The organism is Vibrio harveyi NBRC 15634 = ATCC 14126 = KCTC 12724 (assembly GCF_001591145.1).
GTDB classification, from domain to species: Bacteria; Pseudomonadota; Gammaproteobacteria; order Enterobacterales; family Vibrionaceae; genus Vibrio; species Vibrio harveyi.
In genome coordinates this window covers 69643-93069 of sequence record NZ_BCUF01000013.1, presented here as the reverse complement: position 1 = coordinate 93069, position 23427 = coordinate 69643, and the positions used below count along the sequence as shown (strand labels likewise).

The 23427-nt window shown below is 45.4% G+C and carries 21 protein-coding genes; 7 read left to right on the top strand and 14 right to left on the bottom strand.

Going from position 1 to position 23427, the window contains the following annotated elements; translation table 11 throughout:
* Nucleotides 1–26 precede the first annotated feature (26 nt).
* The 3 genes from tyrA to nagZ all read right to left on the bottom strand — a co-directional run bounded on the left by tyrA (nt 27) and on the right by nagZ (nt 3474).
* Nucleotides 27–1154, bottom strand: a complete 1128-nt coding sequence (gene tyrA / locus VHA02S_RS09235) for a bifunctional chorismate mutase/prephenate dehydrogenase (RefSeq protein ID WP_005447947.1) — start codon at nt 1152–1154, stop codon at nt 27–29.
* Between the two features lie 24 nt (nt 1155–1178).
* Nucleotides 1179–2252 (bottom strand): 3-deoxy-7-phosphoheptulonate synthase, encoded by a 1074-nt coding sequence (locus VHA02S_RS09230; protein WP_005447945.1) that lies wholly within the window; start codon nt 2250–2252, stop codon nt 1179–1181.
* A gap of 238 nt (nt 2253–2490) precedes the next feature.
* Nucleotides 2491–3474 carry a beta-N-acetylhexosaminidase gene (gene nagZ / locus VHA02S_RS09225; RefSeq protein WP_038899369.1) on the bottom strand — a complete coding sequence of 328 codons (984 nt, stop codon included), beginning with the start codon at nt 3472–3474 and terminating at the stop codon, nt 2491–2493.
* Between the two features lie 100 nt (nt 3475–3574).
* On the opposite strand from nagZ, the gene VHA02S_RS09220 reads away from it, so the two are divergent.
* Both VHA02S_RS09220 and murQ read left to right on the top strand, forming a co-directional pair.
* Complete coding sequence (locus VHA02S_RS09220; RefSeq protein WP_038899370.1) at nt 3575–4687, top strand: anhydro-N-acetylmuramic acid kinase; 1113 nt, start codon at nt 3575–3577, stop codon at nt 4685–4687.
* A 64-nt stretch (nt 4688–4751) separates the two neighbouring features.
* The gene (murQ, locus tag VHA02S_RS09215; RefSeq protein WP_038899371.1) at nt 4752–5678 is read left to right on the top strand and encodes an N-acetylmuramic acid 6-phosphate etherase; all 927 of its coding nucleotides are present in this window, start codon (nt 4752–4754) and stop codon (nt 5676–5678) included.
* Nucleotides 5679–5764: 86 nt separating this feature from the next.
* Here murQ and VHA02S_RS09210 read toward each other — a convergent pair whose 3' ends face one another.
* Nucleotides 5765–6094 carry a hypothetical protein gene (locus tag VHA02S_RS09210; RefSeq protein WP_005447939.1) on the bottom strand — a complete coding sequence of 110 codons (330 nt, stop codon included), beginning with the start codon at nt 6092–6094 and terminating at the stop codon, nt 5765–5767.
* A 110-nt stretch (nt 6095–6204) separates the two neighbouring features.
* Nucleotides 6205–6546 carry a DUF2799 domain-containing protein gene (locus VHA02S_RS09205; RefSeq protein WP_005425322.1) on the bottom strand — a complete coding sequence of 114 codons (342 nt, stop codon included), beginning with the start codon at nt 6544–6546 and terminating at the stop codon, nt 6205–6207.
* Nucleotides 6547–6862: 316 nt separating this feature from the next.
* Between VHA02S_RS09205 and VHA02S_RS09200 the strand changes: the two genes are divergently transcribed.
* From VHA02S_RS09200 to btsR, 3 genes are all read left to right on the top strand, one after another.
* Entirely contained in the window at nt 6863–8347 is a 1485-nt protein-coding gene (locus tag VHA02S_RS09200; protein WP_005447938.1) for a carbon starvation CstA family protein, read from the top strand.
* Between the two features lie 128 nt (nt 8348–8475).
* A complete protein-coding gene (locus tag VHA02S_RS09195) occupies nt 8476–10152 on the top strand; it encodes a sensor histidine kinase (protein WP_038899372.1) in 1677 nt (558 codons plus the stop codon).
* A 32-nt stretch (nt 10153–10184) separates the two neighbouring features.
* Nucleotides 10185–10913 carry a two-component system response regulator BtsR gene (gene btsR, locus VHA02S_RS09190; protein WP_038899373.1) on the top strand — a complete coding sequence of 243 codons (729 nt, stop codon included), beginning with the start codon at nt 10185–10187 and terminating at the stop codon, nt 10911–10913.
* A gap of 113 nt (nt 10914–11026) precedes the next feature.
* On the opposite strand, the gene ispH is transcribed toward btsR, so the two are convergent.
* The 6 genes from ispH to murJ all read right to left on the bottom strand — a co-directional run bounded on the left by ispH (nt 11027) and on the right by murJ (nt 18650).
* The gene (gene ispH / locus VHA02S_RS09185; RefSeq protein WP_017190109.1) at nt 11027–11992 is read right to left on the bottom strand and encodes a 4-hydroxy-3-methylbut-2-enyl diphosphate reductase; all 966 of its coding nucleotides are present in this window, start codon (nt 11990–11992) and stop codon (nt 11027–11029) included.
* A gap of 24 nt (nt 11993–12016) precedes the next feature.
* Nucleotides 12017–12448 (bottom strand): FKBP-type peptidyl-prolyl cis-trans isomerase, encoded by a 432-nt coding sequence (gene fkpB / locus VHA02S_RS09180; protein ID WP_005447933.1) that lies wholly within the window; start codon nt 12446–12448, stop codon nt 12017–12019.
* Nucleotides 12449–12608: 160 nt separating this feature from the next.
* Nucleotides 12609–13115: a signal peptidase II gene (gene lspA / locus VHA02S_RS09175; protein WP_005440576.1), complete on the bottom strand. Its 507-nt coding sequence runs from the start codon at nt 13113–13115 to the stop codon at nt 12609–12611.
* A 73-nt stretch (nt 13116–13188) separates the two neighbouring features.
* Nucleotides 13189–16017 carry an isoleucine--tRNA ligase gene (gene ileS / locus VHA02S_RS09170; RefSeq protein WP_038899374.1) on the bottom strand — a complete coding sequence of 943 codons (2829 nt, stop codon included), beginning with the start codon at nt 16015–16017 and terminating at the stop codon, nt 13189–13191.
* A gap of 64 nt (nt 16018–16081) precedes the next feature.
* Nucleotides 16082–17017, bottom strand: coding sequence for a bifunctional riboflavin kinase/FAD synthetase (gene ribF / locus VHA02S_RS09165; protein WP_005447930.1), 936 nt, complete (start codon nt 17015–17017; stop codon nt 16082–16084).
* Nucleotides 17018–17087: 70 nt separating this feature from the next.
* Nucleotides 17088–18650 carry a murein biosynthesis integral membrane protein MurJ gene (gene murJ / locus VHA02S_RS09160; protein ID WP_005447928.1) on the bottom strand — a complete coding sequence of 521 codons (1563 nt, stop codon included), beginning with the start codon at nt 18648–18650 and terminating at the stop codon, nt 17088–17090.
* A gap of 294 nt (nt 18651–18944) precedes the next feature.
* Here murJ and rpsT point away from each other — a divergent pair, with 294 nt between their 5' ends.
* Nucleotides 18945–19205: a 30S ribosomal protein S20 gene (rpsT, locus tag VHA02S_RS09155; protein WP_005447926.1), complete on the top strand. Its 261-nt coding sequence runs from the start codon at nt 18945–18947 to the stop codon at nt 19203–19205.
* 131 nt (nt 19206–19336) lie between these two features.
* Here the strand turns inward: rpsT and VHA02S_RS09150 are convergent, their stop codons facing one another.
* A complete protein-coding gene (locus tag VHA02S_RS09150; protein WP_005447923.1) occupies nt 19337–19642 on the bottom strand; it encodes an ArsR/SmtB family transcription factor in 306 nt (101 codons plus the stop codon).
* Between the two features lie 127 nt (nt 19643–19769).
* Nucleotides 19770–20660 carry a transcriptional activator NhaR gene (nhaR, locus tag VHA02S_RS09145; protein WP_005447920.1) on the bottom strand — a complete coding sequence of 297 codons (891 nt, stop codon included), beginning with the start codon at nt 20658–20660 and terminating at the stop codon, nt 19770–19772.
* Nucleotides 20661–21046: 386 nt separating this feature from the next.
* Here nhaR and VHA02S_RS09140 point away from each other — a divergent pair, with 386 nt between their 5' ends.
* A complete protein-coding gene (locus tag VHA02S_RS09140; RefSeq protein WP_026000321.1) occupies nt 21047–22192 on the top strand; it encodes a Na/Pi symporter in 1146 nt (381 codons plus the stop codon).
* 383 nt (nt 22193–22575) lie between these two features.
* Here the strand turns inward: VHA02S_RS09140 and VHA02S_RS09135 are convergent, their stop codons facing one another.
* Nucleotides 22576–23427 (bottom strand): thymidylate synthase, encoded by an 852-nt coding sequence (locus VHA02S_RS09135; protein WP_038899375.1) that lies wholly within the window; start codon nt 23425–23427, stop codon nt 22576–22578.

The window sequence follows — 23427 nt, the reverse complement described above, 5'->3', positions numbered from 1 at the left end:
GCTCATTTTATCTATCAAGTCGGTGTTTATCCACGATGGATATTGTCATTCGCTTGTTTTAGCAGATTCTGACTCTCGTTCATAAATTGTTGAGAGTACTCACCAAACCAATCACTGACTTGTTCAAAGCTTTCAACAAATTCTGCTTTGTCTTTGCTATCCAAAATGCTCAGCGCCTCACCAAAACGTTGGTGGAATCGCTTAATCATATCGATGTTCTCTTGCGACGAAAGAATAATGTCACCGTAGAGGTTTGGATCTTGACCAAACAAACGCCCTACCATCGCTAACTCCAAGCGGTAAATTGGCGAGCTCAACTTTAACAACTGTTCAATGTTTGGATTCTCTTTACTTAGGTGCATACCGTAAGCAAACGAAGTGAAGTGGCGCAGCGCCTGAATCAATGTCATGCCATGATCGTGCTCTTGCGCATCAATTTGGCACAGGCTTGCGCCCCAAATCCCAAATTGTTGCAATAGCCATTGGTATTGTTCGTTACCACGACCATCACAGTACACAATTACCTGTTTCGCTAAGCTTGGCACATCTGGACCAAACATAGGGTGTAAACCAACAACCGGACCTTGGTGCACATTCAACATTGCTTGCAATGGCTTAGACTTGATGGAAGTCAGGTCACAAAGAATGCAGTCTTTTGGTAGGTTGCCTAGCTTTTCAATCACACCTTCTGTCAGGTGAATCGGAACAGTAACCACCACCAGCCCAGCATCTTCCAAGATGTCGTCTGCATGATCCCAGTCTTTACTGCCCAGCACTTTAACTTGGTAACCAGACAGCTTAAACATTCGACCAAACAGACCACCTAACTGACCATTACCACCAATAATAACCACTGAGCGCAATTCTGGGTTCAAACACTTAAAACCGGAATCTTTCTCGCTGGCATAAGACTCACGCATTGTTCGACGAAGAATGTCTTCAATCAGTTGTGGAGGGATCCCCATTTTTTCAGCTTCAGCTCGTCGTGATGCCAGCATTGCCGCCTCACGATCTGGGGCATAAATTGGCAAACCGTGTTCGCTTTTTACTTCCCCTACTTTCTCTACTAGAGCCAAACGCTGAGCTAATAGCTCCAACATTTGCTTGTCGACTGCATCAATCTGATCGCGTAATGCGTTAAGTTCAACTGCCATTGATGTTCCTTAAATCCCGTGTTGTTAGCCTTTTAGACGATTCTCTAAGAAAGGCACCAGCTCTTCGTGTGCATGACGTAATAGTGCCTCAGTTGAATCCCAATTGATACATGCGTCGGTGATCGATACGCCGTATTTCATCTCTTCGAGTGGCAGGTCAGAAGATTGATTACCTTCATTGATATGGCTCTCAATCATCAAGCCAATGATTGACTTGTTTCCTTCACGGATTTGATGAATCACATCTTCTGCGACCAATGGTTGACGACGGTAATCTTTACGCGAGTTCGCATGGCTACAGTCCACCATCAGCGAAGCATCGAGACCAGACTTCGCCATCTCTTGCTCACATTCAGTCACTGATACTGAATCGTAGTTGGTTTGCTTACCTCCACGTAAAATGACATGACCATTTGGGTTGCCTTGTGTCGTTAGCAGTGCCACTTGGCCTTCACGGTTAATTCCCATGAAACGATGACTAGAAGAAGCCGCTTGCATCGCGTTAACAGCAGTTGCCAAGCTACCATCCGTACCATTCTTAAAACCAATAGGCATAGAAAGACCACTTGCCATCTCGCGGTGAGTTTGTGACTCCGTTGTACGAGCACCGATCGCCGCCCAGCTAAAAGTATCCGCAAGGTATTGTGGGCTGATTGGATCAAGAGCTTCTGTTGCTAGCGGGATTTCCATCTCTGCCAATTCAACCAGCAGTTCACGACCAACATGCAAACCATGTTCAATGTCGAAGCTACCATCTAGGTGTGGGTCATTGATCAAACCTTTCCAACCAACCGTGGTTCGAGGTTTTTCAAAGTAAACACGCATTACAATATACAGTTGGTCGCTTAGTTGTTCTGAAAGGGCTTTTAGGCGCTTAGCGTAGTCCTTCGCTGCCTCTACGTCATGAATAGAACATGGTCCACATACAACAAGCAGACGATGATCTTTCTTGTGAATGATGTCAGCGATGGTTTGACGAGACTCTTGAATGAAACGACGTGCCTTTTCACTCAAAGGAAGCTTAACTTTTAGCTCCTCAGGCGTGATCAGTACTTGTTCTTCGCTGATGTTGATGTTGCTCAATTCACTTCTTTGCATAACTTCGACCTGTATATTTTTATTTACACTCAACCAATTCCTTGGTGAGCCAACTAAGCTTTATCGACAAGATAACAGGCTAAAAAAGAAATACAAGCGTACACAATAAAAAACATTCAGTGTAAATTTAAATTTACACACAAAGAAAAAGCCGAAATGCAAGGCACTTCGGCTTAAAATAGGTGTTTTCGACAGTTTACGTATCCCCCAAGTAAACCAATACTCAAGGTTTACATGGCTAACCAATCAATCGCTTCATGGCTTCAGTAGCGTCTTTCCACTCTTGAGACAATTTTAACTCGCTTAGTGTAAAGTTTTGTTTTTTCAGCAAGGCATCAGCAAGAGGAACGGAAGTAATTGGCAGGTTATCGAGTACTTCCTCTTGTGCATCGCGCTTGTTACAAACTAATAGCATGTCACAACCTGCTTTTAATGCCTGTATGCCTCGCTGGGCAGGACCACCCATAATTGCGGCACCTTCCATGGTCAAGTCATCAGAGAAGATCAACCCTTTAAAACCAAGTTGTTGGCGCAAGATTTGTTTTAACCAGTACTCTGAACCACTTGCAGGTTGAACATCATAATTGGGGAAAATGACATGAGCAGGCATCATCGCATCTAAGATGCCGGAATCGATTTGCGCTTTGAAAATAGCCATATCTTGCTCAAAGATATCACTGCGCTCATCGTACGGAGTCTCTAGATGTGAATCAGCAATCACACCGCCATGACCAGGAAAGTGCTTACCTGTTGTTGCCATACCGACACTCTTCATGCCATGCATGTAAGCAGAACTGTGACGCAAAATTGTGTCCATATCCTCACCAAAAGCTCGACTGCCGATCGCTTTACACTGATGACCTTTATCCAGCACAGGCGCGAAACTTAGGTCAATGTCATGAGCTATCAGCTCTGCAGCCATCAACCAACCACCCATGCGTGCCAGTTCCTCACTATTTTGGTGCTTGGCATATTCGTCAGCCGCTGGAATGAGAGAGAAGCCTTCACGGAAACGCTGAACGCGCCCGCCCTCTTGGTCAACACCAATCAAAATCGGACGTTTCGCCGCTTTACGGATAGACTGGGTAAGAGCTTGAAGCTGCTTGCTGTCGTGGTAGTTACGTGTAAATAAAATCAAACCACCAACCGTTGGATGTTCCAAAATTTCTCTGTCTTCTGCAGTCAGTTCGTAGCCTGCAACATCAACCCATAACGGTCCCATTGTTTCTCCTCAAAATCGGCTGAATATCTCGTATTCGATGAGGTTATTCGCTTCAGAATTGCTTTACAATAAGTGAATCGAAGAATTGACGGAATCGGCTGTGAATCTTAACAATCTGTACATTGGCGTAATGTCTGGAACCAGCATGGACGGTGTGGATACGGCACTGGTAGAAATTGAAAATGACCATGTTTGCCTAATTGCGCACGATGATTACCCAATGCCGCCTCACATTAAACAAATGCTTCTGTCGATTTGCACAGGACAAGACACTAACCTGAAAGCACTTGGCGAACTGGACCACCAACTCGGGCATTTGTTTGCCGATGCCGTATTACAACTACTGAATAAATCTGGCTATTCCGCTGAGCAAGTCCGAGCCATTGGCAATCATGGTCAAACCGTTTTCCACCAGCCAACTGGCGATCTGCCCTTCACTACTCAACTGGGTGATGCCAACATCATTGCGGTCAAAACCGGTATTGATACCGTGGCAGATTTTCGACGCAAAGACATGGCGCTAGGTGGACAAGGTGCACCACTTGTTCCTGCGTTTCACAAAAGTATCTTTGCGATGCAAGACTCCACAACGGTAGTGCTTAACATCGGTGGTATCGCCAATATCTCTGTATTACATCCCGAACAGCCGGTGATTGGTTATGACACCGGTCCAGGTAATATGTTGATGGACGCATGGTGTGAGCAGAATACTGGACAAGGCTTCGACAAAGACGCCCAATTTGCTCTGCAAGGTAAGATCAATGCAGCTTTACTGGCTCAACTGTTGGAGGCTCCTTATCTTGCGATGCCACCGCCTAAAAGCACAGGGCGAGAACTGTTCAATATCGATTGGTTACATCAACAGCTAACGGATCACCGTGTCTCTGTACAAGATGTGCAACGCACACTTTGCGAATACTCGGCAATGACCATTGCTGCCGAAGTGGAAAAGTTCACTCATGGTCAAAAGCCTCAGCTTTTAGTGTGTGGTGGTGGAGCAAGAAACCCACTATTGATGCAACGTTTGGCAGCCCTTCTCCCTCAGTGGCAAGTCGCAACAACCAACGACAAGGGTGTCGACGGAGACTATATGGAAGCCATGGCTTTTGCTTGGCTTGCACAGCGCCACGTTCATGGATTGCCAAGCAACTTGCCAGAAGTGACAGGGGCAAGTCGTCTTGCTTCACTCGGTGTGCTCTATCCTAAAAACTAAATGAGTTGTTCTAAATACAGCTTAAAGATGAAACGAATTCAGTATTCAAAAGGCTTAAATCACTATGACAAATGACGCGCTTATTGCCGCTCTCGCTCACCTTGTTTCAGAAGGTCGCAACCCAGATACGATGGACATCGACTTATTACCATCTCTGGATATTGTTCAGCGTCTTAATCAACAAGACAAACTCGTTCCACTTGCCGTTGAGAAAGCGTTGCCGGAGATCGCCCTCGCGGTAGATAAAATCACCGACGCATTTAAGGTAGGCGGTCGTTTGGTTTACATGGGCGCAGGCACCAGTGGTCGTTTAGGGGTGCTTGATGCATCAGAATGCCCACCAACATTTGGTGTGTCTGACAAGATGGTGGTTGGCTTGATTGCAGGTGGTCCAGAAGCCATCCTCAAAGCGAAAGAAGGCGCAGAAGACTCTCCAATTTTAGGTGAACAAGATTTGAAAGACATCGAGTTCACTCATCATGATGTCGTGGTCGGCATCGCCGCTAGTGGACGCACACCTTACGTGATTGGTGGTTTGGAGTACGCCAACGAGATAGGTGCGACGACAGTGGCACTGTCTTGTAACCCAGACTCACCAATTGCAGAGCTCGCTAGCATCGCCATTTGTCCTGTCGTAGGTCCTGAAGCTTTAACCGGTTCAACACGTTTAAAATCAGGAACCGCGCAGAAGCTGGTTCTGAATATGCTGACCACAGCGAGCATGATCCGTTTAGGTAAGAGTTATCAAAACCTGATGGTCGACGTGAAAGCGACCAACAACAAACTGGTAGCGCGCGCCGCACGCATCGTTATGCAAGCGACCGATTGCAACAAAGAACAAGCAACCGAAGTACTTAAGCAAACAGACTATGAAGTAAAACTGGCGATCTTGATGATCCTGACCGATCTTGATATCGATTCAGCTCGTGCGCATCTGCATCATCAAGATGGCTTCTTACGTAAAGCAGTTGAAAGTCACCAGCCAAAATGACGGGTGAGATGGTTAACCAGATTGACCAACACAAGAAAAACAAAAAGGAGACCTCAAGGTCTCCTTTCTTATTCTGATATCAAGAATCAGTCTTCATATAGCCACTCATCAAACTCTTGGTTAAGCTTGTCATTCGCTTTGCGCTTGATTTGATCAGGATTCGTCATGTTTTTCACACGGTCGACCTTATTGGTGTACTTGCTAGTGGTATTGTTTACCTTGCGCTTAACCTGGTTCTCCACATAAGTGCCATCGGTGATCTCTTTGATATTACGCTTAGTGTGATTGATGGTGTTGGTTATATGATGCTTGTCATGGTCATACTTTCGCTTCATCTTGATCGACTCTTTCAATACATTGGTTGCGCCAACGGTCAAAGGGAACAGTGCTAATACGACCAAAAAGACTTTTTTCATGCTTCTATTTCACTTCTGATTGAATCTAATCATATCAGTACATCAAAGCGATAAAATTCAAATGTCAGAAGATTAACAAGGCAAATTGCTGTCTTGATTATGAAACAGAACTAGTTACTGTATTCGTTCCAACCGCGTTGCCATTCCATTCGAAACTTCTGCGCTTGTGGTGTGCCTTCGCATACACCTTCATAGTACTGACCAGACAATCCCATCTGGTAAGCGAAATCAGGATTACAGTATTCCGTCACCCCTTCGAGATAACCTTGGTCGTAGTCACCTTGCTTAGCATTACCGAGTTGATTGAGTTCTTTCACCGTACGAGAAGTATGCCCTGCAATGCCATCTTGATAACCGATCTGATACCAATCACCAGATTGCGCTAATTCTTCCGTGGTCGCCGCACAGCCTGCCAATAAAGCCAGCGCCAAACCTAACGTTGCCTTTTTCATGATTCTTCCTTAACTAGTTGTTTTCCAAACAAGCTTACCACTAAAGCCCGTAATGTGCCGCTTATCTGTCGATTTCGCCACTTAACTCTTGAGGTAACCACTTACCCTTAATCACAGCCACTCAATGGTGAATAGAACCACTTAACCCATCGTGCTACCACTAAGCAAACGATAAAACCACTTAATCTTTATATCGACCACTCGCTTCTCTATTCGACCACTCATCCACTGAGCGAATGCACTTATCAAAAGAGGCGAATACCATACATCCTGAGCTTAAAAAATTACCCTACCTAATAAACCAAGGACAATTGCTATGATGTGGTTTCTAACCTGTGTCGCAGCCCTTATCGGCGGATACTTCATCTACGGTGCTTTCGTTGAGAAAGTTTTCGGTATCAATGAGAATCGCCAAACTCCTGCCCATACAAAAACCGACGGTGTTGACTACGTTCCAATGTCAACCAAACGCGTTTACCTTGTTCAACTACTCAACATTGCTGGTGTTGGTCCTATTTTCGGTCCAATCATGGGTGCCCTATACGGTCCTGCCGCTATGTTGTGGATTGTTGTAGGTTGTATCTTTGCAGGTGCAGTACACGATTACTTCTCAGGCATGCTTTCTGTTCGTAATGGTGGTGCATCAGTACCAACGATTACAGGTCGCTACCTAGGTAATGGCGCAAAACACTTTATGAACATCTTTGCCATTGTCCTGCTGCTTCTTGTTGGTGTGGTATTCGTATCTGCGCCTGCTGGCATGATCACGAACCTAATTAACGACCAAACTAGCCTAAGCGTCAGCATGACAACGATGGTTGTATTGATTTTCGCTTACTACATCATCGCTACAATTGTTCCAGTTGATAAAATCATTGGTCGCTTCTACCCACTGTTTGGCGCACTACTGATCTTCATGTCTGTTGGTCTGATGACAGCTGTCGCGTTTTCTAGCGAACACACAGTGATGGGTGATTTCCAAGTAAGCGATATGTTCACTAACTTGAATCCTAACGACATGCCTCTATGGCCAGCGCTGTTTATCACTATCGCATGTGGCGCTATCTCTGGCTTCCACGCAACTCAGTCACCACTGATGGCTCGTTGTATGGAAAACGAGAAAAACGGTCGCTTCGTATTCTACGGTGCGATGATTGGTGAAGGTGTTATCGCGTTAATCTGGTGTGCTATCGCTCTGTCTTTCTTCGGTACGCTTGACGGTCTTGCAGAAGCAGTGAAAAACGGCGGTCCTGGTAACGTGGTATACAGTGCTTCATTTGGTCTACTAGGTGTATTCGGTGGTGTGATTGCCTTCCTAGGTGTTGTAATTCTTCCAATCACATCAGGTGACACAGCATTCCGCTCTAGCCGTCTGATTCTTGCTGAATACTTCGGTATGGAACAAAAAACACTACGTAACCGCCTTCTAATGGCTGTACCACTATTCGTTATCGGTGGCGTTTTGACTCAAGTAGATTTCGGTATCATTTGGCGCTACTTCGGCTTCGCAAACCAAACAACAGCAGTAATGATGCTTTGGACTGCATCGGCTTACCTACTGCGCCATAACAAGTTCCACTGGATCACGACTGTCCCAGCGGTCTTCATGACAACCGTGTGTGTTACGTTCATTCTAAACAACAGTACATTAGGCTTTGGCCTGCCAATGCAAATCTCGACCATCGCAGGTATTCTGTTCTCACTAGCCGCTGCTGGCTACGTAATTAAAATCTCTAAAGGTAAAGGTGAGACTGAGCTTGCTGACGAAGAGAAACCACAAGCTGCTTCAGAAACTGCATAATGAATACCTTCGCTTGCTAACCGATTCATTATCAATGACTGGATAAAACCAAGAGCCTGCCCACCGCAGGCTCTTTTTGTTTCTCTTCTACGTTACAATAACAACATCATTTTTAGGTTAGGTTCGCTATGGAACTGGTCATCTCCCTTTTACAACAAATGTGTGTTTACTTGGTGCTGGCTTACATGCTGAGTAAAACGCCGATCATTTTGCCCCTGCTGAGTATCTCCTCTCGCCTCAGTCATCGGCTCATTTGTTATGTACTCTTCTCTGGCTTTTGTATTCTCGGCACCTACTTCGGCTTGCATATTAACGATGCTATCGCCAATACGCGTGCCATTGGTGCTGTGATGGGTGGGTTGTTTGGTGGTCCTGTGGTCGGTTTTGCTGTGGGGTTAACCGGTGGTATTCACCGCTACACACTTGGCGGTTTTACCGATTTAGCCTTAGCCTGCGCAATTTCTACCACGGCTGAAGGCTTGATTGGCGGCTTGCTGCATGTCTACCTTATCAAGCGTAACAAGGGAGCCATGCTGTTCAATCCAAGCGTGGTATTCAGTGTCACTTTCGTAGCAGAAATTGTGCAGATGATTCTGTTACTCGCTGTAGCCAAACCTTTCGACCAAGCCTATGCGCTTGTCTCAGCGATTGCAGCTCCAATGATCATTGCTAACTCGGTTGGTGCGGCACTGTTTATGAGTATCCTGCAAGACCGTAAAACCATTTTCGAAAAATACTCAGCCACCTTCTCCCGCCGAGCATTAAGCATCGCCGATCGCTCAGTTGGTATTCTAAGTACCGGCTTTAACAGTGAGAATGCAGACAAAATCGCCCGCATCATCTACGACGAAACCAAAGTAGGTGCCGTCGCGATCACCGACCAAGAAAAGATCCTAGCTTTCGTTGGTATCGGCGATGATCACCATAAGCCAAATACTCCTATTTCATCGCAAAGCACGCTAGATTCGATGGAAAAGAACGACATCATCTACCTTGATGGTAGCGAACGACCGTATCAATGCTCATTAGCACAAGACTGTAAGTTGGGCTCTGCATTGATAATTCCTCTGCGTGCAGGCAAAGAGGTGGTGGGAACCATTAAGCTTTATGAACCAAAACGCAAACTGTTCTCTACTGCGAATATGCCAATGGCAGAAGGGATTGCTCAGCTTCTTTCAAGCCAAATCTTGTATGGTGATTATCAGCAGCAACAAACTCTACTGGCTCAGGCAGAAATCAAACTGCTGCATGCTCAGGTGAATCCACATTTCTTGTTCAACGCGTTAAATACCATTAGTGCCATCACTCGTCGTGATCCTGACAAAGCACGAGAACTGATCCAAAATCTGTCTCATTTCTTCCGCAGTAACTTAAAGCAGAACATCAATACAGTGACGCTAAAAGAAGAATTGGCGCACGTGAATTCCTACTTATCGATCGAAAAAGCACGTTTTACCGATCGCCTAGAAGTTGAGATTGATATTGAACCAGAATTACTGGATATCAAGCTGCCGAGTTTTACTCTTCAACCTCTGGTCGAAAATGCCATCAAGCATGGTGTTTCTAATATGTTAGAGGGAGGAAAAGTGAAGATTTATAGCCAAGCACACCCTCAAGGTGCGCTGATAACGGTTGAGGACAACGCAGGTAGTTATAAGCCGCCAAAAGAGAATCATTCTGGTTTGGGTATGGAAATCGTCGATAAGCGCTTGTCGAATCAATTTGGGCGTGATTCAGCGCTAAAAATTACCTCTCAGCAGCATCAATTTACTAAAATGAGTTTTATCATTCCCCACTCGCGATAAGCGCAATGAAAACGCACAAAAGGTAATCTTGGATGTTAACCGCCCTCGTCATTGATGATGAACAGTTTGCTCGTGAAGAGTTGGCAGAGCTATTGGATGAAACGGGTCAAATTGAGGTGATTGGCGACGCGTCAAACGCCATCATGGGACTGAAGAAAATCAATGAGCTGAAACCAGATGTGGTGTTTCTCGACATCCAAATGCCTCAGGTGACGGGCATTGAGCTGCTGGGAATGTTAGACCCAGAAACCATGCCTTACGTGGTGTTTGTGACGGCTTATGATCAATACGCTATTCAAGCCTTTGAAGACAATGCCTTCGATTATTTACTCAAGCCCGTTGATCCATGTCGTTTGACCAAAACCGTCAAACGCCTTAGCAAGGTGATGAGTCAATCTGCGCTCACTCAGCAACTGTCAGGCATCGCACCAGAAAACCTCGACCAAATTCCATGTATTGGGCACAACCGCATAGTGATCATGGCGACGGAGACAGTTGAGTGTGCTTACAGTGATATTAGCGGTGTACATGTGCGCTCAACCAGCCAAACCGCAAGTACTCAATTGACCCTGAAAACCTTGGAAGAGAAAACGCCACTGGTACGTTGTCATCGACAGTATCTCGTAAGTATTAAAGCCATCAGCGAGATTAAGCTATTAGAAAACGGGCTGGCAGAAATCATTACCAAAACAGGCTTTGAGATCCCCGTGAGCCGCCGCTATTTAAAAGTACTCAAAGAGCTACTCGGCATTAGTCATTAGGGTATATACCAAAATAACCCCGAAATGGCTGGGTATAAACCATCACGAATAGATAGAAACCACACAATCAAAAAAGGCGACCTTCTGGTCGCCTTTTGCATATTTTCATCGCCTTAATCAACTTGCTTGATTTGTAGCTCTTTTGGTACTTCGAAGAACATGTTTTCTTCGCGACCAAGCACTTCATCTACGGCTTGCGCCCCAACCAACTCTTTGATGCGATCTAGGATTTGATTAACCAGCTCTTCAGGCGCAGATGCACCAGCAGTCACACCAACCTTGCCTTTACCTTCAAACCATTCAGGCTTAATGTCTTCAGGACAATCCGTTAGGTATCCTGGCGTACCTAGCTTTTCAGCGAGCTCTTTTAAGCGCGTTGAGTTTGATGAATTCTTGGAACCTACCACGACCATCACATCTACGTCAGCAGAAAGCTCACGCACAGCATCTTGACGGTTTTGCGTCGCGTAACAGATGTCATCTTTACGAGGACCTTGAATGTCTGGGAATACGCGGCGTAGCTCTTCAATTACGTCAGCGGTTTCATCAACAGACAGTGTCGTTTGGCTCACGTAGTGTAGATCGGATGGATCCTTTACGATCGCTTTTAGCTTCTCAACATCCGCTGGTGTTTCCACAAGGTACATACCGCCTGTATCACTTGAATACTGACCCATTGTGCCTTCCACCTCTGGATGACCAGCGTGACCGATCAATACCACTTCCATATTGCGACGGCTTGCACGTGCAACTTCCATATGTACTTTGGTTACCAGCGGACAGGTCGCATCAAACACAGTTAAATCACGAGACTTCGCTTCTTGGCGAACCGCTTGAGATACACCATGAGCGGAGAAAATCACAATGTTGTTGTCTGGCACTTCGTGCAGTTCTTCAACGAAGATAGCACCACGCTGTTTTAAACCTTCAACCACAAAGCGGTTGTGCACTACTTCATGTCGAACATAGATAGGTGGCTGATACATCTCTAGCGCACGTTCTACGATGCTAATCGCGCGGTCAACACCAGCACAGAAACCACGTGGGTTAGCTAACAGGATTTTCATTTCATTGCTCATGGAAGTTATCTTTTATTTGGTTCGCTATTCTACTGACAAAATTTCGACTTCGAAAGTCACGTCTTGTCCCGCGAGTGGATGGTTGAAGTCCACTGTTACTGAGTCGCCAGCAATCTCAGTAATGATGCCCGGGATTTCCATACCATCGGGACCACTGAACGCCATAATAGTGCCGACTTCAACTTCCGCTTCGCCCACAAATTTAGTGCGATCCATATGGTGGATATGGTCTGGATTCGGCATGCCAAAAGCGTCAGCCGCTTTTAGTTCAATTGCCTTTTGTTCACCTACTTGCAAGCCTAATAGGCACTGCTCAAAGTTCTCACTTAAGCTGCCGTCGCCCATCACGAACTTAGCAGGCTTGCCCATGTTATGTGTGCTGTCCGCTACAGAGCCATCTTGCATTTTGATGGTGAAATGCAGTGTTACTGCTGAATCTTGATTTATTGTTGTCACGTTACTGCTTCCTTGTTCTTGGGTTTTCCAGCGCTCTATATGATCACTCACCGTGATTACTTTTATTGTACGAAGATACGCGGATTGCGCTCCAACATAATAAAAAGCGTCGTCCGAATCAACGGACGACGCTTAGGGTTATTCGATATATCGCAAAAGATTACTTGTCAGCGTCCTTTTTGCGGAAGCCATCAAGAATGATCATTGCCGCACCAATACAGATAGTTGTATCTGCAAGGTTGAATGCTGGCCAATGGTAGTTACCCCAGAAGAAGTCTAGGTAGTCAACAACAAAGCCATGAACAACACGGTCAAACACGTTGCCCACTGCACCACCAATAATCAGTGCGTAAGCGATGTTGTTCCATTTTTCTTTCGCTGGAAGCTTGCTCATCCAGTAGGTCAAAAGACCTGTAACAACAAACGCGATACCTGTGAACAACCAGCGCTGCCAACCCGCTTGATCGCTCAAGAAGCTGAATGCTGCACCGTAGTTATGAACATAAAGTAGGTTGAAGAATGGCAGCACCTCAATTCGGTTTGCCCATCCGTAGCCCATGTTGTCCATCACCACCAATTTGATGCCAATATCTGCAATAAATACCAGAATTGCTAACCACAGCCAGCGAACTCCAGATTGCTTTAACGTCAGTGCTTTTTCACTCATTACTTTACCTACAAACAGCCCCAGTAAATACTGGGGCTGTTAATTTTAAAAAAAGTTCAGTTGTACTGGGTAATTACGCGAATTTACGTACTTCACCTTCGCCGTCAACGTTAGACACACAACGACCACAGATCTTCTCGTGACCTTCGATTGTGCCTACGTCTGGCGTGTGGTGCCAACAACGGTCACACTTCTCGCCTTCAGCGGCTGCCACTTCAACAAACAAGCCTTCGATATCTGTCGCTTGTGCTGCATCAGTCTTCTCACTTAGAGACTTAACTTTCGCAGCAGAAGTTAGTAGAACAAAGCGCAGTTCATCTTCTAGTTTGTTGATTTTCGCCGCTAGAGCGTCATCAGCAAATAGCGTCACTTCAGCTTGTAGTGCACCACCGATGGTTTTCTCTTTACGCGCATCTTCTAGAAGTTTGTTTACCGCACCACGAACCGCTTGGATCTCAGTCCAGAATTCGTTGTTCAGCTCTTCACCTTCAGCAAGACCGAATAGACCGTCGAACCACTCACCACTGAATACGAACTTGTCGCGCTCGCCTGGCATTTCGTTCCAGATTTCATCTGCAGTGAACGACATGATTGGCGCCATCCAACGAACTAGCGCTTCTACGATGTAGTAAAGTGCTGTCTGACAGCTACGTTGAGCGTTACCGCCACGTTTTGCTGTGTACTGACGGTCTTTAATTACGTCTAGGTAGAAAGAGCCCATTTCGATTGAACAGAATTGCATTAAACGCTGAGTTACACCGTGTGTGTTGTACTCTTCGTATGCTTTAACGATCTCTTCTTGTGCTGCTAGTGCACGACCAACCGCCCAGCGGTCTAGCGCAACCATCTCTTCAACAGGAACGATGTCTGTTTCTGGGTTGAAGCCGCTCAGGTTAGCTAGGAAGAAACGCGCTGTGTTACGGATACGACGGTACGCATCTGCGCTGCGTTTTAGGATTTCATCAGAAACCGCAACTTCACCAGTGTAGTCTGTTGAAGCAACCCATAGACGAAGAATGTCAGCACCTAGCTTATTAGTTACGTCTTTTGGCGCAACCACGTTACCGATAGATTTCGACATCTTACGACCGTGACCATCAACCACGAAACCGTGTGTCAGTACTTGTTTGTAAGGCGCTTCATCTTTCATCGCGATAGATGAAATTAGCGAAGACTGGAACCAACCGCGGTGTTGGTCAGAACCTTCTAGGTATAGGTCTGCACTGTTGCCGTTGTACTCTTCACGAGCATCAACAACAGAGAAGTGTGTTACACCAGAATCGAACCATACGTCTAGCGTATCTAGTACTTTTTCGTACTGGTCTGCTTCGTCACCTAGTAGTTCTGCTGAATCAACATCCCACCACGCTTGAATGCCTTTCTCTTCAACCAACAGAGCAACCTTCTCGATAAGCTCTAGTGTGTTTGGATGAAGTTCTGCTGTTTCTTTATGAACAAACAGAGCAATTGGCACACCCCAAGTACGTTGACGAGAGATACACCACTCTGGACGACCTTCGATCATACCTTCGATACGGCTTTGACCCCACTCAGGCATCCACTCAACGTTCTTGATTGACTCTAGTGCTTTAGCACGTAGACCAGCTTGGTCCATAGATACGAACCATTGTGGTGTTGCACGGAAGATGATTGGAGTCTTATGACGCCAACAATGTGGGTAGCTGTGCTCGTAAGCGTGGTGGTGTAGTAGTGCACCTTTTTCTTTTAGTACTTCGACTACTGCATCGTTCGCTTTAAATACGTGCTGACCAGCAAATAGCTCTGTATCTGGTAGGTAAACGCCGTTTGAACCAACTGGGTTTGCTACTTCTAGGTTGTACTTGTTACCAACCGCAAAGTCTTCTTGACCGTGACCAGGAGCAGTGTGAACAACACCAGTACCTGAATCAGTTGTAACGTGATCACCAAGGATCGCCGGTACTGTGAAATCGTAGAATGGGTGTTGGAACTGAGAAAGCTCTAGATCCGCACCTTTTGCAAAGCCTAGGTTGTGGAAGTGCTCGATACCAGCACGATCCATTACGTCTTTCGCTAGCTCAGCAGCAACGATAATACGCTCAGCGTTGTCGCCTTCTGTTTGGATAAGTACGTATTCTAGATCATCACGTAGACATACTGCGCGGTTTGCAGGCAGCGTCCAAGGCGTTGTTGTCCAGATAACGATAGACACGTCACCTTGACCTTCATGACCTTCTGTCAGTTCAAACTTAGATAGCAGTGCCGCTTCGTCAGCCGCTTTAAAACGAACGTCGATAGATGGCGATACTTTATCTTTGTACTCAACTTCTGCTTCAGCAAGAGCTGAACCACAGTCTGTACACCAGTGAACTGGTTTAAAACCTTTCAGTAGGTGACCTTTGCTTGCGATCTTACCAAGAGCACGAATGATGTTCGCTTCAGTTGCGAAATCCATAGTGCGGTATGGCTTGTCCCACTCACCCATGATACCAAGACGCTTGAAGCTCTCTTTCTGACCTTCAACCTGACCGGCCGCGTACTCACGACATTTCTCGCGGAACTCAGCAGCTGTCACTTTTTGTCCTGGTTTGCCAACTTTCTTCTCTACCATCAATTCGATTGGTAGACCGTGACAGTCCCAGCCTGGGATGTAAGGTGCGTCAAAACCTGAAAGTGTTTTGGATTTAATAATAATGTCTTTAAGAATCTTGTTTAGTGCGTGACCAATGTGAATGTCACCGTTCGCGTAAGGAGGGCCATCGTGCAGTACGAATGACTTTTTGCCTTTCTTAGCTTTACGGATTTCACCGTAAAGATCTTCTTTGTACCAACGCTTAAGCATTTCTGGCTCACGATTGGCCAGGTTGCCGCGCATTGGAAACCCTGTTTCAGGTAAGTTCAGGGTATCTTTATACTCACTCATCGATTCTTAATTCCGTTATATTGGGCGAAAATTAGACATTATGTTGCACGGTGGAATAAACCGCTCAACGCTTAAGCTGACGCAGCCACACCCTTGCTGCTTCAGCATCCAATTCGATTTGTTGTTTAAGTGCTTCAAACGACTCAAACTTTTGCTCATCTCGAAGTTTGTGCAAAAGTTCCACTTCTAGCTGCTTGCCATATAAATTAGCGTGAAAGTCGAATAAGTGTACTTCTAACTGCTGGCGAACACCATTTACTGTTGGTCGTTGACCAATATTAGCGACACCGCCAACTGGCTTATCTCCTAAGCCAAGCGCTTGAACAACATAAACTCCGGAAACCGGAGAAACACAGCGTTTCAAAGGAATATTTGCAGTAGGGAACCCAATGGTTCGACCTAGCTTTCTTCCATGAGAAACACGACCGCTGATGCTGTAATCTCTTCCCAGCATCTCTTGCGCGGAATGCAAATCATCACGAGCCAGCGCTTTACGAATAGCCGTGCTACTCACTCGTAATTGCTGTAAACAAAAGCTTTGGGTACTCACGACTTCAAAGCCGTACTTTTTCCCCGCTTCTTGTAACATTGCAAAGTTTCCTGTTCGACCTTTGCCGAAACAGAAATCATCACCAATGACAAGAAACTTAACACCCAATCGACCAACCAACAAGTCACGGATAAACTCTTCCGCCGTTAGGTCAGCAAAATGACGATTGAAGTTAACACACAGCAGACGATCGATGTCGAGCTTACTCAGCTGAACAAACTTATCACGCAGTCGCGTTAACCTCGCAGGTGCCTTATCTCGAGCAAACAGCTCCATCGGCTGAGGTTCAAAGGTCATCACAACCGAAGGTAACGAAAGTTTCTCCGCTTGTTCAGACACTTGCTGCAATACTTGTTGATGACCTCTATGCACGCCATCGAAATTGCCAATAGTCAGCACGCACCCATGATGGTGCGACTTGATATTGTGAATGCCTCTAATCAGTTCCATTGGATACTGCTTTATGCCTCTGTTTTTACTTTGCACTGTGTGAAACTGACGGATTATATACCAATCAACCTTATTCTGTCCCAGCTTTTAGGTCTTTTAAACGTACACCGAGTAAAAACACGACGGCTAGGTAAACACCTGCACCAAGCGCAATCAGCATTCCTAATACGCCACTGCGATGAGCAAAGCTCCAATCTAGCCATACCGACATGTCTTCTAGCTGCCACAAAATAGCCGCAACCATCGCAGCTCCCGCGATCATCAAACGTATAATAAAGAGGACTGTACGTTTGGTCACTTGGTACACACCTGCGATATGGAGACCGCGGTAGAGTAATGCCATATTTACAAAAGCAGAGAGCGCAGTCGCGATAGCCAGACCAACATAGCCATAGAAATAAGCAAAGATCGCATTGAATACCATGTTAGTTAGCATCGCAATGATGCCGTATTTCACTGGCGTTTTCGTGTCTTGACGAGAGTAGTAACCCGGAGCAAGAACTTTGATCAGCATAAAATTAAGCAAGCCAGAAGCATACGCTAATAAAGAGAGAGAAGCTTGATGCACATCCTGCGGAGAAAACTCACCACGCATGAACAGCACCATTAACATCGGCTTCGCCAGTACCATTAAACCAAGCATTGCTGGGATTCCCAGTAAGGTCACCATACGAATACCCCAATCCATGGTGTGTGCAAAGCCTTCACTGTGAGCATCTACGTGCTTACGTGATAACGCTGGGAGAATCACCGTCGCTATCGCAATACCAAACAGGCCTAACGGGAATTCCAACAATCGATCAGAATAGTACAACCAACTGATTGAACCGGTTTGTAGAAAACTGGCAATAAAAGTGTCAAACAGTAGATTGATTTGGCTTACCGACACACCAAATAAAGCAGGAATCATCAAGGTACGGATCTTCACCACCCCCGGATCGCGCCAACCCCATTTTGGCTTGACCATAACTCCCGCTTTAATAAGGAAAGGAATTTGAAATAAGAACTGAACCAACCCACCAAGAAAAACACCAATGGCAAGACCAATCTCAGGTTGTGACATCTGCGGAGAGATAAACCACGCCGCCAAAATGATCATCACATTGAGGAAGACGGGAGTAAAAGAAGAAACCGCAAACTTACCTAGTGTATTGAGAATGGCTCCCGATAAGGCAACAAAAGTGATGAACCATAAATAAGGAAAGGTAATCTTGAGCATTACGCTGGCAAGTTCAAACTTCTCAGCCGCGGGACCACCATGCATCCAGTCTAAAAACCAACCAAAACCAAATAAAGCAGTCACGACGCCAGAGCCAAGAACACCAAGAATGGTAACAATAGAGACAATCACACCCAATGTACCAGCAGCACGAGCAATCAACTCACGAGTTTTGTCCATGTCCCCTTGTGCGTGACTTTCAGTTAATACAGGAACGAAAGCTTGAGAAAATGCGCCTTCAGCAAACAAACGGCGTAAGAAATTAGGAATTTTATTGGCAAAGAAGAAGACGTCGGCACTCGCGCCTGCCCCCATCAAGTTTGCTACTACTACATCACGAACTAAACCTAGGACGCGCGAAATTAATGTCATGGCACTGACGATCATGCCAGACTTGAGCAGTCGTTTACTCACTGTAACCTCGGAATATCACCAAAAGATAGCCAACCCTATTCCTCTAAGCCTTTGAAAGCTACAAATGGGCGTTAAAAATATATCCGGTTATTGTTAGATCTAAGCGGATAATTATTAGCAATGGTCTAAAAATGCTGTTAGAATCCCCGCCATCTTAACCGCGATAACCTTTCTTACCAAAACTTGTTTTGGCTTCGATGGGTTTTTGCACAAATCATTTGACATTTAGGCGCAAATGAGGGATAGTCCTCGCCCTTAAATTGTCACAGAACTAAGTTTTTGGGAGTTAGACCCTTGGCAAATAGTAAATCTGCTAAGAAGCGCGCTATCCAAGCTGAGAAACGTCGTCAGCACAATGCTAGCCGTCGCTCAATGATGCGTACTTACATGAAGAAAACTGTTGCTGCTATCGAAGCAGGCGACAAAGAAGCTGCAACTGCTGCATTCGCTGCAGTTACACCTATCCTAGACCGTATGGCGACTAAAGGCCTTATTCACAAGAATAAAGCAGCTCGTCATAAGTCTCGTTTCACTGCACAAATCAAAGCTCTATAATAGAGAATTGATTCTACAGTGAAGAAAAAACCGGCTAACGCCGGTTTTTTTATACCTAAAATTCAGCAAAGCTCGAATTCAAGATAATAAAAAAGCTGGCACTGCCAGCTTTTCTAATTTGTGACCTGTCATCACGCGGTTGCTTCTGCACAATAAAGACCATGAAGTGTTTGAATTAGCGCTTTCACTTCATCGCTCTTCAATGTGTAGTAGACCGTTTGTGCTTCTTTTCTTGTCGCAACTAACTCATCACGACGAAGCCACGCTAAGTGTTGAGACAATGCCGACTGGCTCAACTCTAGTTTTGCGCAAAGTTCCCCGACCGAAAGCTCTTGATTATGCAGCATGCAAAGGATTTGTAGGCGTCTCTCATTTGCCATCGCCTTGAGCAGCACGACAGCCTTGGCGGAGTTTTTCTCCATTTCTTGTAGATTCATGCGTTGGACCTCTAGCTACAACTTACTTTTCCCAACCCTGGCCAGTTTGTTGTGTGTTACAGAATTTTATAATTTCGAGTTATAATTTTATCGATAGTAATCTATTTAATTGAGCAACGGAACGTGTTCATTCAAACATTTGGCTAAAATCTGCATCACATACGTTCTTAACCGCTGGATGTTGTATCATTCGTTCCGCAAAAATGACGTAGTACTCTTCTTTTAAGTCTTCAACGTGACCAATCAGTTGTAAGTTTCGGTCATCTTCAATCTCCGACATATAAACTGTTGGAGCCAAAAAGATCACATCATCGCGGTAGCGTGCAAAAGCTTTCATGAGTGCCACATCGTCAAACTCACCCAATACATCCGGTTGTAAGCCTTGGCGATCAAACCACTGCAATACTTTACGACCCATTGCCGTTCGGCTTGCCGGGATCAACAACTTTTTCTTCTCTAAGACTTCAGGAAAGCTCACTCCTGCGATTTCAGACGAAGCAAAAAAGCTCATACTACTTTCACCCAACTTCTTACTGTACAGACCCGGGCTTTGTGTCGAATCTACTGGGCAATCGGAAAGGATCATATCGAGTTTATGTTGTGACAAGCGCTCCAACAGCAACTCGTGTGTTGATTCATAACAACGTAAATGAATGCTGTTGTCTTCAGGAACTGTCGTCATCAAGACTTTGCTGACAAGACGTTTAGAAAGCGCATCGGCGACGCCGACTTCGAAAAGGATATTAGAGTGTTGGCTATAGTTAACAATATCGAGCATTTCGTAGCTCAAACCAAACATACGGTCGGCATACTTAAAAACTAACTGCCCAAGTTCTGTTGGTTCAACTGTACGTCCATTCCGTTTGGTCAACTTCCCCTTCATACGGTCTTCAAGTGCTTTAATTTGTCCGGTAACCGTTTGAGGCGTCAGGAATAACGCATCTGCTGCTTTTGTTACCGAGCCTTGTTTACACACCATCCAGAAGTAATAAAGGTGGTTGTAGTTTAAATGTGACATAGCCAATCCCTATAAAGAAGATGACACTTTTTATATCAAATGTGACACCGACAAACAATAAGTTCGACAAAACCTACATAAAGCTACAAAACATATGGTTTTACCGAAAATATAAGATTCACACTGTCATAAAACTTGAAGCCAAACGCACTTTTTTGATCTTACCCAGAAATAAACCCGCCGATCTATAAGCAATAAATACCCTTAATAATCAATACCTTAATTTGATGTGAAATTTTCTTCACGGATAACTATCAAAAAGAATAATAAAAATCCTCTATAGAAACCTAACTGTAATATTACTGAAATATTTCATCTCTAACATCGCCCTGAGTTTCAACAACAGACCAAATAAACGAACTGAAAGGTCCACGGAGAAAATTATGATGAACCAAGCTACTTCTACAGCAGCACCAATCTCGAGCACGACTCGCTGGTTACGCTGGGCTAACTTGGCATTCATGTTGTATCTGCTTCTTCTAGCAGTATCTATGGTTGGTAGCGGCTTCAAATGGGCGACTGGCGATCAAGCTAAAGTACTCTTTGAATTTGCGTCTCACCCAGTCGCAGGTCTAATGATCGGTTTGGTGGCTACGGCACTGATCCAATCTTCCAGTACCGTAACTTCTATTATTGTAGGTTTGGTTGCAGGTGGTCTACCTGTAGAAACCGCTATCCCTATGGTAATGGGTGCGAACATCGGTACAACCGTAACAAATACACTGGTTTCGCTTGGTCACGTTCGTTGTAAAGACGAATTCAAACGTGCATTCGCAAGCGCAACAATCCACGATTTCTTCAACTTACTTGCAGTACTGATCTTCCTACCACTGGAAATGATGTTCGGCATCCTAGAGAAAATCTCTCACTGGTTGGTGTCACCATTACTAAACACAGGTGATATGAGTATGAAAGGCTTTGATTTCATCAAGCCAATCACGAAACCAGTAGTAAGTGCAATCAAAGAGCCACTAGCAACATTTGGCGACACTATGGGTGGCGTAGCGCTAATCGCTCTAGGTATCGGTACTATCTTCGTAGCTATCACTGTTATGGGTAAGCTAATGAAGAGCCTAATGGTTGGTCGTGCACGTGACATCCTTAAGAACGCAATCGGTCGTGGTCCTATCCACGGTATCGTATCGGGCTCAGTAGTAACTGTTCTTGTTCAGTCTTCTTCTACGACAACAAGTCTAATGGTTCCACTTGTAGGCTCAGGTGTTCTAAAAGTACGTGACATCTACCCGTTCACTCTTGGTGCAAACATTGGTACATGTATCACGGCTCTACTAGCAGCAACAGCGGTATCTGGCGAGTTCGCAGTATTCGCACTACAAATTGCACTAGTACACCTAACGTTCAACATTCTGGCGACACTGTTCATCTTCGGTATCCCGTTCCTACGTGAGATTCCAGTGAAATGTGCAGAAGTGATTTCAGAAATGGCGATTAAGAACAAAGCAGTTGTAGCAGGTTACCTACTAGCAGTATTCATCGTACTACCAGGTTCTATCCTTGCTCTGACAGCATAATAATAAGATTACCATCGCTTATTTAGGCTCCACTTCGGTGGAGCCTTTTTTCGTTTTGGGGAAGCAAGAAGCGCTCTCATTTCTTAATCACGCAGTAAACTGTGGTAAAAGAGATTCCCGACGACGCACCTTCGTCGCTTTCGGGAATGACACCGTTTGATTTCAGAGTGATTGAACGTCATCCTCAAGAGCGAGGCACGAGTGAGTTGGGAGATCTTTTATTCCCTCTCACGTCTCGAAGCGCAAGCTTTCCTTACGACGAAGTCCGCTCCCGGCTCTCGAAGCGCAGCATTCTATATGGGTGAAGCCCGTTCCCTTCTTTCCCCGCCCTTCAGGCGTAAAAAAGCCGCCATGCAGGCGGCTTAGAAAACTCAACATACTCGTTAAACTGAGAACGGGTACTGAATTGGATCGTGATGCTCGTAACCTTCTACCCAGAAGTCATCTAAGGTTACCCATGTTTCTAAATCTTCTAGCGATTTAATTTCTGGGTTGATGTGGAAAGTTGCGGCTTTTAGTGGCTCACGTTTCAACTGAATGTCACGCATTGGTGCAAGCTGATCTTCGTAGATGTGTGCGTTAACAATCTTGTGGTATGCCAGACCAGGTTTCTTGCCCGTGATTTGCGCCATGATTGCCAAGAACACATACACTTGAACCATATTGAAATTCAGACCTAGCGGGACATCACAAGAGCGTTGCGTGCTGTTTAAGTAGAGCGTGTCACCTAACAGTGAGAAGTGGTGGCTGTACATACATGGACGCAAACAACCCATGTGGAATTCACCCGGGTTGTAGAAGTTTAGGATTTCACCACGGTCATCAACACCACGCGTTAAATCATCCACAATCTTACGCAGTTGGTCGATATGACCGCCATCTGGCTTCGCCCATGAACGACCTTGAACGCCATATACACGTCCCATGTCATCTTCACCTTTGCGGAACGGGTTGTTTAGCCATGCTTCATTTAGGTTTGCGTTCGCATCCCACGTTTTCGTACCTAGCTTACGGAAATCTTCTGCGTTGTCGTAGCCACGAATGTAGCCAAGTAGCTCAGCAACTGCCGCTTTCCAAAAGCTCTTACGTGTCGTAACTAATGGGAATTGGTTGTTGGCAACATCGTAGGTCAAGTCTGCGTTGATCACCGTTAGGCAGCGTTTGCCTGTGCGCTCGTTTTCAACCCAAGTGCCTTGGTCAACGATACGCTGACACAAATCTAAATACTGTTTCAC